The organism is Clostridium chromiireducens, assembly GCF_003575225.1.
In the GTDB taxonomy this organism is placed as follows: domain Bacteria; phylum Bacillota; class Clostridia; order Clostridiales; family Clostridiaceae; genus Clostridium; species Clostridium chromiireducens.
This window is the reverse complement of the sequence record NZ_QXDJ01000004.1, coordinates 248,410-261,175: the sequence shown is the minus strand read 5'-3', so window position 1 is coordinate 261,175 and position 12,766 is coordinate 248,410. Positions and strand designations below refer to the sequence as shown.

Below are 12,766 nucleotides of genomic sequence, written 5' to 3'. Positions count from 1 at the left end.
TAAACTCAAAATAATATGCTATAATATGGGTATACTTATGTAAAATAATTCTCAAAATGTAAAATGCATATTATAAGTGGGAGAGGGTGCAGTTATGACAATTTTAGATATGCTAAACAAAATAAATAAAAATAATAAATTAATGGCAAAGGGATTAGAAATTATCAAAGACAACTATACAAGTTTAGTTAATGATAATTATGAGTTAGTTATTAATGAAGATGGGGAATTAAATGTAAAAATTCCAAGCTTGGAAAAGAGAGATGAGTATGTGTACAAAAGCATAGGAGAATATGAATATCCCTTAGTAATGTGCATGAGAATTCCAGACACGAAAAATGTTGATAAATATAATTATGTATTAGGTAAGTTTATGGAACTATATAAGGACAAGCTTGATTTGTTATTTAAAGATGTTAATACCATTGAAAAGTTAAAAGAAAATGTAGTGAAAACTAAAAATCGTATAGATTATACAACATATGCTTCAATTTTTTTAGGAGTTATTGGTGCAATAGCTCTATGTATAGTTGATTTTTTCCCAACAACTAGATCTATATTTATTTTAGGAATTATATTATTTTTTATTTTATCCTTAGTGATTCAATTGTCTAAAGAAAATCAAATTAAAAAGATCATAGATGGATATCTAAGTGTTATAAAAACCGAATGGTATAAAAAACAATTGTCAAAAGAATATGCTTTTTTATGTAATCTTGCGGGGTGAAGTATAGATACTCACGACAGAAATCTGATTTATGCGGTAACTTAACCAAATAAGAAACATTATAACGTACCTTAAACTACGAGAATAAGTTGTTAAAAGCTTTTAAAGTGAGGGGTGTTATGCTTATACTTGTAAAATGTATAAGTATGGCAGTCCTCGTTTATCGCGTTGAGGTGATTTTATTATAAACTATATGTTTTCGTTTTAGTAAAGTTTGACTAAATTTTACTTGTGATATAAACTTGATATAGAATAATTTTAGTAAAATATAAGGTGAGAAAACAAGAATAACTTATTAGTTATTTAAACGTATGTAATTAGTGAGATTAGGGAGGAATTTCGGGTGGCTACTATAAAAGAAATTGCTTCAATTGCTGAAGTTTCTATATCGACAGTTTCTAGAGTTTTAAATTTTGATGAAACTTTAAATGTAAGTGATGTGACAAGAGAAAAAATATTAAAAATTGCAGATGAACTTGATTATGTATCATCAAAATCTAAAAAGGCTAAAAATAAGAAAAGTAAGGATATAGGAATTATTTATTGGTTTAGTTATGAAGAAGAGCTAGCAGACCCATACTATTTATCAATAAGAATAGCAGCTGAAAAAAAGTGTAATGGAAATAATTTCAACTTAGTAAAGTTAAGTGAAAATAGCGATATTGAAGATATAAAACGTGTTAATGGCATTATCGCGATTGGAAGGTTTTCTCCGAGTGTTGTAGAGAAGTTGTCAAGTGCAAATGAGAATATAGTATTTGTAGATTTTTCTCCAAATGAAAATAAATTTGATTCTGTGATGGCGAATTTAGGAAGATCAACAAATGAAATATTGCATTACTTATATGAACTAGGTCATAGAAAGATAGGCTTTATCGGTGGAAAGAAATTAGAACAAATCGATTATAGAGATGTATATATTGATGAAAGAATTATAAAGTATAAAGAATTTATGGAGAGTAAAGGGATTTATAATCCTAATTACATATATGAATCTGAAAGATTTACTTTTAAAGCAGGATATAATCTTATGAAAGAAGCATTAAAATCTAAAGACAACGTCACTGCTTATTTTATCGGTAATGATACAATGGCTGTTGGAGCATATAAAGCAATATCAGAGGAAGGGTTATCAATTCCAAACGATATAAGCATAATTGGCTTTAATGATTTACCTAGTGCAAAATACATGATACCAGCTCTTACAACAGTAAGGATTCCTAGCGAATACTTAGGAAAAGCAGCAGTTGATTTATTAATCGAAAACCTTAACGGAAATAGAGAATACAACAAAAAAGTAATAATACCAACTGAATTCAAAGTGCGTGAAAGCTGCAAAGAAATATAAAAATACTTGCAGTAAGAGGTTGTTTTAAGTTTAGTGCTAAATAACCGAAAGTGAATATATGTGTTTACTCCGGTTCCTTGAAGAATTTGCTGGATGACTCTAAGAATGCAAGTTGTGCCCAAAGTGCTTGCTTCAAGGGCTACGCCTTGAACAAGCACATTTGGAACAACTTACATTCTAAGAATCATAGCCAGCAAAATCTCCTATGAACGCTTCGTAAAAACATATATTCACTTTCTTTGTTTAGCGCCAAGCTTAAAGTAAGACTATATTCATGCAAGCATTTTTATATTTCGATAGTTAGGAATGCCTTTAAAAATAGAATTAAAATTTATATTATATCCATACCAGAAATGGAGTAGATTCTTTTGTGCAGTGTTGCATTTAGAATATGGCTGTAGGATTTCTTCATTAGAAGTTGTTCCAGTCATGCTTGTCATTAGCTTGCCTAAGGAACAAGCATGACTGGTGCAACTTCTAATGTTAGAAATCCACTGTTATATTCTATAGCAACCGAAACAACAGAATCTACTCCATTTCGGTTTAGGATATATAAATCTAGTCTATTTTTCTTACAGATGATGATTCGACGAATACGAATTTATCGGGTCTGTGACGGGATTCGGTGTATTCGAAAAGCTTTCCTGAGTCTGTGTACGCATATGTTTTTACAACAGCAACACAATCATATGTACCGAGGTCTAGAAATCTTTTATCTAGTTCTGTTGCATGTTCAACGACAATTACTTTTTTTGAAGCGAGTATTTTTGTATTTAGTTCTTTCTCTATATATTCATATATAGACTTTTGTGCTATTTCTATGTTTAAATCTTTTACTACATCTGCACTAAAATAATTAATATCGAGGATTATTGGTTCATTATCGAAAAATCTTATCCTATGAAGATGATAAACCTCTGTATCTTGTCTTAAAGCAGTTTTTTTAGTTAAAGACTCATCTATAGTTATTTTGGAAAAATTTACAACGCTAGTAGTAAATTTCTTTTTTAGGTGTAGTTCCTGTAGCCCTAATAAATTACCAATAGGAAGCTCTATTGATTCTCGGCTATCTCTGTCTAGGATAATAACACCCTTGCCTTTAACACTTTTAACGTAGCCATCCTTACTTAATTCATTAATAGCTCTTCTTACGGTATTTCTACTACAATCAAACTTTTCAATTAACTCCATCTCTGTAGGAAGCATCATTGAATCATCATATTTACCATTATCTATATTATCCTTTAATGCGTGATATATATCTTTAAATTTTACGTTTGGCAAAAGTAACACTCCCTTAAATTATCCTTAATGAATATATTATACTTTATTTTTTTAGATAAGTTAACATAATATCGGTAAATGCCATGAAAATTACATATGTTTGGAGAACCTCAACGAAAGGGTGAGGTGAAGAATGTAATTTTATACTCGATATTATATTTCTTTAGTTATTCAAATACTAGGACATTTATCCTATGCGTTAATATTATTATCCTAAAGAGAAAATGTAAGTGCTTAAGTGAACAAATATTAAAAAATTAAAAATATGTTTAAACATATTTTAGGTATATTATATGAGGGGAAAGTGTTTATATGACAAGATTCTAAGAAAATGTTTAAAATTTGTTTAAACAAATTTTAAAAAATATATTGACTATATGTTCAGAATGAATTATGATGTTAATGTAAACATTTAAATGTTAAATATAGTACAAGCATATAATTAATATTAAAGACTAAGTGTTTGTTCAATTGAACTAATATAATAAACAGATCTGTATAAAAGCTACGAAATTATTTATTAAGAAATTAAAAAATCAATGGAGGTTTTATTAATGGGGAAATTTCAAAATGATGCAAAAGAACTACTAAAGTTAGTTGGTGGTAAAGAAAATATTTCAGCAGTCACACATTGCGTTACAAGAATGAGATTTGTTTTAAATGATCCAAGCAAAGCTGGTGTGGCTGAAATTGAAAAACTAAAAAGTGTTAAAGGTACATTTACACAAGCAGGACAATTTCAAGTTATCATTGGAAATGAAGTATCCGTATTTTATAACGATTTTATAGCAGTTTCAGGTATAGATGGCGTAAGTAAAGACGCAGTAAAAGATGTTGCTAAAAACAATATGACTTTTATACAAAAACTTATGGCTAATATAGCAGAAATATTTTCACCACTTATTCCGGCTATCATCGTTGGAGGTTTGATCTTAGGTTTTAGAAATATTATTGGTGATATGAAATTATTAGAAGGCGGAACTAAATCACTAGTTGAAGTATCTCAATTTTGGGCTGGGACAAATAGTTTCCTATGGCTAATTGGAGAGGCTATATTCCACTTCTTACCTGTAGGGATAACATGGTCTATTACAAAGAAAATGGGAACAACCCAAATTCTTGGTATTGTACTTGGTATTACATTAGTTTCACCACAACTTTTAAATGCTTATGCAGTAGCAGGTGCTACTCCTGATAAAATTCCTTTCTGGGATTTTGGATTTGCACAAATAAGAATGATAGGTTATCAAGCTCAAGTTATCCCAGCAATTATGGCAGGTTTCACATTAGTATTCCTTGAAAGAGGTGTTAGAAAAATAAGTCCCGCTTCAGTATCAATGATATTAGTACCATTCCTTTCATTAGTACCAGCAGTTTTAATTGCACATATTGTAATAGGGCCTATAGGCTGGGCAATTGGTTCTGCTATTTCAAAAGTAGTATATGGTGGTTTGACTTCTTCGTTTGGAATGATTTTTGCAGCGATTTTTGGATTCCTTTATGCACCACTTGTTATTACAGGACTTCACCACATGACAAATGCGATAGACCTACAATTAATGGCTCAATTCGGAGGAACATCACTTTGGCCAATGATAGCTTTATCTAATATTGCTCAAGGTTCAGCAGTTTTAGCTATGATATATTTACAAAGAAAGAATCAAGAAGCACAGGAAGTTAATGTGCCGGCATGTATTTCGGCTTATCTTGGAGTAACTGAGCCAGCTATGTTCGGTGTTAATTTAAAACATGGATTCCCATTCTTCTGTGGAATGACAGGTTCAGCAATAGCAGCAATTATATCAGTGGGAAGTGGAGTAATGGCAAATTCAATTGGTGTTGGTGGTTTACCTGGTATCTTATCAATTAAACCAGCATTTATGGTGATATTTGCAATTGCAATGCTTGTAGCTGTAGTAGTACCATTTGTTCTTACAGTAATAGTTGGAAAAAGAAAATCAGTTAACTAGAGAAGAAAGGATATAATATCATGAAGGATTTTAAGAAAAGTACTGTCTATCAAATATACCCTAAATCATTTTATGATACAAATGGTGATGGAATTGGAGATTTAAACGGAGTAATAGAGAAACTTGATTATCTAAAAACTTTAGGTATAGATTATATATGGCTTACTCCTTTTTATCCTTCGCCTCAAGTAGATAATGGATATGATATTGCTGATTATTATAATATAGATTCAAGCTTTGGAACATTGGAAGATTTCGAGAGATTAGTACAAGAAGCTAAGAAGCGCGATATATATATTATGTTAGATATGGTTCTTAATCATACATCTACAGAGCATAATTGGTTTAAAAGAGCATTAGGCGGTGAAAAGAAATACAAAGATTTTTATATCTTTAAAGAATCAGCAGACCATGAGCCACCTACAAACTGGCAGTCTAAATTTGGCGGCAATGCATGGGAGTATGTAGAAAAGTTTGATGAGTATTATCTACATCTTTTTGATAGAACGCAAGCTGATTTAAATTGGGACAATAAAGAAGTGAGAAATGAAATTTATGGGATAGTCAACTATTGGTTAGAAAAGGGTGTTAAAGGGTTAAGGTTTGATGTTATAAATTTAATATCAAAGCCAGAGAAATTCGAGAATGACTCAGAAGGTGATGGAAGAAGATTTTATACAGATGGTCCAAAGATTCATGAGTATCTTAGAGAGCTCAATGAAAACACATATGGAAATTATGATGACATTATAACTGTTGGGGAAATGTCATCAACTTCCCTTGAAAATTGCATAAGGTATTCTAATCCAGAGGAAAAGGAATTATCAATGGTATTCAACTTTCATCATTTAAAAGTGGACTATTATAATGGTGATAAGTGGACAATCATGGATTTTGATTTTAAACAATTAAAAGATTTATTTAAAATCTGGCAGGAAGATATTCAAGAGGGAGATGGATGGAATGCATTGTTTTGGTGCAATCATGATCAGCCAAGAATAGTATCTAGGTTTGGTAATGACAAGGAATACTTAAATGAAAGTGCAAAAATGCTTGCAACAACAATCCATATGATGAGAGGAACTCCCTATATTTATCAAGGAGAAGAGTTTGGAATGACTAATCCATACTTTGATTCTATCGACAAGTATAGAGATGTTGAGTCAATAAATTATTACAACATTTTAAAGGAACAAGGAAAAGCTGAAGAAGAAATATTAGAAATCTTAAGAGAAAAATCTAGGGATAATTCAAGAACTCCGTTGCAATGGAATTCTGAAGAAAATGCTGGATTTACAAAGGGAACACCGTGGATTCCTATATGTGATAAATATAAAGAAATAAATTCTAAAGATGCACTAGAAAATAAAGATTCAATCTTTTATCATTATCAAGAATTAATACAATTAAGAAAAGATTATGATGTAATTTCAAATGGAAGGATAAAATTTATTCTTGAAGAAAATGATAAAGTATTATCATATGTAAGAACTTTAAGTGACAAAACATTAATTGTAATTAACAATTTCTTTAGTAAGGAAACAATGATTGAGTTGCCAGATGAGTATTTAAGTAGTAATTTAAATAGCAGAATTTTAATTTCAAATTATAAAGATAGTTCTACTTTAAATAAAAGGCTAGCTTTAAGAGCATATGAATCAATAGTATATTATATTGAAGGTTAGTTAAATAGTAACCCTTTTTATAGAAAAGGGTTACTATTTTTGCTTATCTATTGTAATGTTAAACATTTTACTCGAAGTTTTTTTAAAAGAAATCACAAATAAATACAATAAAAAACAATGTAAACGTATTAAAAAAGTACTAATAACTAAAAAAAGTACAAATATTAATTATGATATTATAAAAAAATTACAAATTGATACCAAGATAGCAATAACGTTTACTATAGTATGGATGCTATAATGTAAACAAATACATAACTAATATCAATAGAAAAGTTACTTATGTATGAATTTATTTTAAGGGGGATTCATTTATGAAATTTAAAAAAATTATGGCAGCAGTTGTAACTGGCATGATGGCAGTTAGTTTAATGGCATGTGGTTCATCATCAAGTGGTGGAAGCAGCTCTGCATCATCAAGTAAAGGAAAAGATGATAAAACAATTACTGTTTGGGCTTGGGATGATACATTCAATATCAAGGCTGCAAATATGGCAAAGGATATGTACTTAAAAGATCATCCAGATGTAACAGTAAATGTTGTTAGTATGGCACAAGATGATGTAGTGCAAAAATTAAATACAAGTCTCTCATCAGGAACTTATGACGGACTTCCAAATATCGTTTTAATTGAAGATTATAAAATTCAAAATTACTTACAATCTTATCCAGGTGAACTTAAAGATTTAAGTGGAAAAGTAGATAAAACAAAATTTATGGATTATAAGCTAGACATAATGTCAGAAGGTAGCAAATTTTATGGGGTACCATTCGATAGTGGTGTTGCAGGATTATTCTATAGAACAGATTTAATCGAAGCAGCTGGATACACTAAGGCAGATATGCAAGACCTTACTTGGGAGAAATATATAGAAATTGGTAAAGCAGTAAAAGCTAAAACTGGTAAAGCAATGCTAACTATTGATCCAAGTGATTTAAATCAACTTAGAATTATGATGCAATCAGCAGGTTCATGGTATGTAAAAGATGATGGTAAAACAGTGAATATCGCTGATAATCAAGGTTTAAAAGATGCTATTAATATATATAAACAATTTGTAGATGCTGGTATTACAAAACAAGTTTCAGGATGGGATTCATTTATATCAGCTTTCCAAAAAGGTGATGTTGCAACAGTTCCAAATGGTTGTTGGATAGCTTCTTCTATAAAAGCATCTGAAGATCAAAAAGGTAAATGGGCAGTAGCAGCTATTCCAAGATTAGGAGCAAATTCAAAATCGGTTAATGCTTCAAATAGTGGTGGTAGCAGCTGGTATGTTTTAGATAAGGTTGGTAACTCAGATTTAGCAGCAGACTTCTTAGCTAGTACATTTGGATCAAGTGACAAATTAATGAATGATTTAGTTCCAGCTATAAGCTTAGTAAGTACATTAAAATCAGCAGGTTCAATGGAAAACTATAGTAAACCTCAAGAATTCTTTGGTAATCAAGAAGTATTTAAGGATTTCTCAAAATGGGCAACTAAAATTCCAACTGTTAACTATGGTTTATACACTTATCAATTAGAAAGTGTTATGGCTGAAGGAATGCAAAAAATTGTTGCAGGAGCTGACATAGATGCAACACTTAAAGATACACAAGCTCAAGCAGAAGCAGCAGTAAAGAAGTAATAAAATAGAAACTTATAAGGACTATTTGTTAAAATTAAAAATTAATATTTAGCAAATAGTCTTTATAAAGTGAAACTTTAGTTGAACTCATACCCTCAAGGGGTACCTTGTCCAGGAGCGTGCAGCCGCTATCTCCCAATTGAATAAAGGGGAGTGTTACGGATGCTAGATATCGGATACATATTAAGGAGTTGATAAAATGAAGCGTAAAAGCGTTGCAGGAATTAATAGTAAGGAAAACATGTGGGGATGGAGTTTTGTAGCATTTGGAACGTTTTTAATAGGATTATTTGTATTTTATCCAATGGTACAATCGTTAATAATGTCACTACAATCAGGTAAAGGTAATAATTTAAAGTTTAGTGGTTTAGACAATTATATAAGAATGTTTTCAGATGCAACTTTAATTAAAGCAGTAGGAAACACTTTTATATTTTTACTAGTTCAAGTTCCAATAATGATTATTTTAGCACTTATTATCTCTTCAGTTCTTAATGATAGAAAATTAAAATTTAGTGGATTTTTTAGAACAGCAATTTTCTTACCTTGTGTAGCATCTTTGGTTGGATATTCAGTTATTATTAAGAGTATATTCTCCTCAGATGGATTAGTAAATAAAATGCTTATGGGTATTCATCTTATTTCAGTGCCAATTGAATGGGTTACACATCCATTTTGGGCTAAAATATTAATTATTATCGCAATCACTTGGAGATGGACTGGATATAATATGATATTCTACTTATCAGGTTTACAAAATATTGATCATTCAATTTATGAAGCAGCTGAGATTGATGGAGCATCTCCGTTTAAGAAATTTGTAAGTATAACAATTCCATTATTAAAGCCTATCATCTTATTTACAACAATTACTTCAACAATAGGAACACTACAGCTATTTGATGAAGTTGTAAATATTACTAAAGGTGGTCCGGCAAATGCAACAACCACTATTTCAAAATATATATATGATTTATGCTTCACATATACACCAGACTTTGGATATGCAACAGCAGTAGCTTATCTTATTGTTGTTATGGTAGTAATATTAGCCGTAATCCAATTCAAAATAGGGGGCGATAAGAATGACTAGTAAAATGAATAAAGTAGTAAAGTATGTATTTTTAAGTGTGGCATCGTTTGTCTCCTTATTTCCGTTTTTTTGGATGATTATTAGCGCTACAAATAAGTCAGTTGATGTAACAAGAGGAAAGTTAATTCCGGGAAGTAGCTTTTTAGAAAATTTAAATAATCTTTTTAAGCCAGAATTAGGATTTGCTGCTTCATTAGTTAATTCAGCAGAAATTGCAATTATAACTACTATACTTGCACTTCTTGTATCATCTATAACAGGCTACGGATTTGAAATATTTAGAACAAAAGCTAGAGATAGATTGTTTAACATTTTGCTTTTATCTATGATGATTCCATTTTCAGCATTAATGATTCCATTGTTTAAATTCTTTGCAGCCTTAAAAAATTCACCATTAAGTTTTCTAGGTTTAAATACATTGTGGGCCGTACTTTTACCTGGAGTTTGTACTGCATTTTTAATCTTCTTCTTTAGGCAAAATACTAAATCATTTCCTAAAGAAATTTTAGAAGCAGCAAGAATTGATGGGTTAGGGGAAGTTGGAATTTTCTTTAAAATATATTTCCCAACTATGAAAACAACATATGCGGCAGCAGCAATTATTACATTTATGGGTGCATGGAATGCGTACCTTTGGCCATTAATTGCATTGCAATCACCAGAGAAGAAAACAGTTCTTCTTATAATTTCAAAATTAGCTTCAAGTTATTCACCTGATTATGGGTTAATTATGATGGCAATAGTAATTACAACTTTACCAACAGCATTAGTATTTTTTGTGATGCAAAAGCACTTTGTTGCAGGAATGACTGGATCTATAAAATAATGTACTCAAAATTTTCAATGAATTATAGATTATAAAATAGGAATTTTATAAAAAATCGGAGGAAAAGCTTATGAATAAGGAATTTCCAGTACTTAATAGTAAGATTAATGGATTTTTACATGGTGGCGATTATAATCCGGATCAATGGTTAAACTACCCGGAAGTGCTAAAAGAAGATGTACGCCTTTTAAAACTTGCAAATTGTAATTGTGTGTCAATAAATATATTTGGTTGGAGCGCAATAGAACCTGAAGAAGGTAAGTACACTTTTGAATGGTTAGATAAAATTATGGATGACATGGCGGCAAATAATATTCATGTAATCCTATCAACACCAAGTGGTGCAAGACCTGCATGGATGTCGGAGAAATATCCAGAGGTTTTAAGAGTTAATAGTGATAGAAGTAAAAACCTTCATGGGCAAAGACATAACCATTGTTTCACGTCACCTGTATACAGGAAGAAAACATATGAAATAAATAAACTTTTAGCTGAAAGATACAAGAGCCATCCAGCTTTAATAATGTGGCATGTTTCTAATGAGTATGGAGGAGAATGTCATTGTAACCTTTGTCAAGAAGCGTTTAGAAATTGGTTAAAGAAAAAGTACGATAATGATTTAGAAAAATTAAACGAATCATGGTGGACTGGTTTCTGGAGTCATAAATTTAATAGCTGGTCACAAATTGAAAGCCCTTCTGAAAAAGGGGAAATATTTGTTCATGGGCATAATCTTGATTGGAAGAGATTCGTTACAGATCAAACAATAGATTTTTATAAGAATGAAATTGCACCAATAAGAGAAATAACACCTAAGGTACCTGTAACTGCAAATTTTATGGGAAACTATCCTCATATGGGACTATTCACAGGTTTGGATTACTGGAAATTTGCAAAAGAAGTAGATGTGGCGACTTGGGATAACTACCCTGCATGGCATAATGATTTTGAAAGCACTTCTGACTTAGCTGCAAATGTAAGCTTTGTACATGATATATATAGATCATTAAAAGATGGGCAACCTTTTTTAATTATGGAAAGTACTCCAAGCTTAGTTAATTGGCATGATACAAACAAACTAAAGCGTCCTGGAATGCATTTATTATCGTCAATGCAAGGGATAGCTCATGGAGCAGATTCGGTTCTATACTTCCAATGGAGAAAAGGAAGAGGAGCTTCAGAAAAATTCCATGGTGCTGTAGTTGACCATTGTGGTCATGAAAACACAAGAGTATTTAGTGAAGTTACTGAAGTTGGAGAAACATTAAATAAGATAAAGGAAATTAAAGGTTCAATTAGAAAATCAGAAGTAGCAATTATATTCGATGTTGAAAATCTATGGGCTATTAATGATGCGCAGGGTCTAAAAAAATACAAAAAGAATTATGAAGAAAGCTGCCAGGATGCTTACAAAGTATTTTGGGAAAAAGGAATATCAGTAGATATAATTAACATGGATTGTGATTTTTCAGATTACAAACTTGTGGTTGCACCAATGCTTTATATGATTCGTCCAAACGTAGCGGAAAGAATTAATGAATTTGTAAAGAATGGCGGAACATTTGTAACTACTTATTTTAGCGGAATTGTAGATGAAAATGATCTTTGCTTCTTGGGAGGATTTCCAGGGCCACTTCGAGAAGTTACCGGAATCTGGTCAGAAGAAATAGATTCTCTATATGATAATGAAGTAAATCACATAGAGTTTAAGGACATAAAAATAGAGGGATTAAAAGGAAGTTACGAAGTTAAAGATTACTGTGACTTAATTCATGCAGAAACTGCAGAAGTTTTAGGAGTATATAAAAATGATTTCTATGCTGATATGCCTGCACTAACAGTTAATAATTATGGAAAGGGAAAAGCATATTACATTGCAGCAAGAACAGAGGCAGATTTTAATATGGATTTCTATTCAAAACTTATTAAGGATTTAAATATTAGAAGCGTTATAAGTGCAGACCTACCACAAGGTGTCACAGCTCAAATGCGTTCAAATAAAGATAATAAATATACTTTTATTATGAATTTCACTGAAGAAGAAAAGATAGTCAATTTAGGAAAAGAAGAATATGTAGATATGATTTCGGGTGAAAAAACGAATAATGAAATCACATTAAAAAGATATGGATTGAAAATATTAAAACAAAGAAGTATATAGTAATGCATAGAAAAATAAAATCACTATAAATCTATTAGGTT

At 30.8% G+C, this 12,766-nt stretch carries 10 protein-coding genes; 8 read left to right on the top strand and 2 right to left on the bottom strand.

Going from position 1 to position 12,766, the window contains the following annotated elements:
* The first annotated feature begins 94 nt into the window (after positions 1-94).
* Both D2A34_RS17010 and D2A34_RS17005 read left to right on the top strand, forming a co-directional pair.
* On the top strand, positions 95-727 hold the full coding sequence (locus D2A34_RS17010; RefSeq protein WP_119367380.1) for a hypothetical protein: 633 nt from the start codon (positions 95-97) through the stop codon (positions 725-727).
* Between the two features lie 343 nt (positions 728-1,070).
* Complete coding sequence (locus D2A34_RS17005; RefSeq protein WP_119367379.1) at positions 1,071-2,075, top strand: LacI family DNA-binding transcriptional regulator; 1,005 nt, start codon at positions 1,071-1,073, stop codon at positions 2,073-2,075.
* 272 nt (positions 2,076-2,347) lie between these two features.
* On the opposite strand, the gene D2A34_RS27050 is transcribed toward D2A34_RS17005, so the two are convergent.
* Together D2A34_RS27050 and treR are read right to left on the bottom strand one after the other, a co-directional pair.
* Positions 2,348-2,515 (bottom strand): hypothetical protein, encoded by a 168-nt coding sequence (locus D2A34_RS27050; RefSeq protein ID WP_207669024.1) that lies wholly within the window; start codon positions 2,513-2,515, stop codon positions 2,348-2,350.
* Positions 2,516-2,633: 118 nt separating this feature from the next.
* Positions 2,634-3,368, bottom strand: a complete 735-nt coding sequence (gene treR / locus D2A34_RS17000; protein ID WP_242966030.1) for a trehalose operon repressor — start codon at positions 3,366-3,368, stop codon at positions 2,634-2,636.
* A gap of 545 nt (positions 3,369-3,913) precedes the next feature.
* On the opposite strand from treR, the gene treP reads away from it, so the two are divergent.
* The 6 genes from treP (at position 3,914) to D2A34_RS16970 (ending at position 12,725) form a co-directional block, all read left to right on the top strand.
* A complete protein-coding gene (gene treP, locus D2A34_RS16995; protein ID WP_079440231.1) occupies positions 3,914-5,329 on the top strand; it encodes a PTS system trehalose-specific EIIBC component in 1,416 nt (471 codons plus the stop codon).
* 20 nt (positions 5,330-5,349) lie between these two features.
* A complete protein-coding gene (gene treC / locus D2A34_RS16990; protein ID WP_119367378.1) occupies positions 5,350-7,014 on the top strand; it encodes an alpha,alpha-phosphotrehalase in 1,665 nt (554 codons plus the stop codon).
* 314 nt (positions 7,015-7,328) lie between these two features.
* Positions 7,329-8,645 carry an ABC transporter substrate-binding protein gene (locus D2A34_RS16985; protein WP_119367377.1) on the top strand — a complete coding sequence of 439 codons (1,317 nt, stop codon included), beginning with the start codon at positions 7,329-7,331 and terminating at the stop codon, positions 8,643-8,645.
* 199 nt (positions 8,646-8,844) lie between these two features.
* Positions 8,845-9,738, top strand: coding sequence for a carbohydrate ABC transporter permease (locus tag D2A34_RS16980; protein WP_119367376.1), 894 nt, complete (start codon positions 8,845-8,847; stop codon positions 9,736-9,738).
* Positions 9,731-10,564: a carbohydrate ABC transporter permease gene (locus D2A34_RS16975; RefSeq protein WP_119367375.1), complete on the top strand. Its 834-nt coding sequence runs from the start codon at positions 9,731-9,733 to the stop codon at positions 10,562-10,564. Before D2A34_RS16980 ends, D2A34_RS16975 begins: the two co-directional genes overlap by 8 nt.
* A 70-nt stretch (positions 10,565-10,634) precedes the next feature.
* A complete protein-coding gene (locus D2A34_RS16970) occupies positions 10,635-12,725 on the top strand; it encodes a beta-galactosidase (protein ID WP_119367374.1) in 2,091 nt (696 codons plus the stop codon).
* The last annotated feature ends 41 nt before the right edge of the window (positions 12,726-12,766 follow it).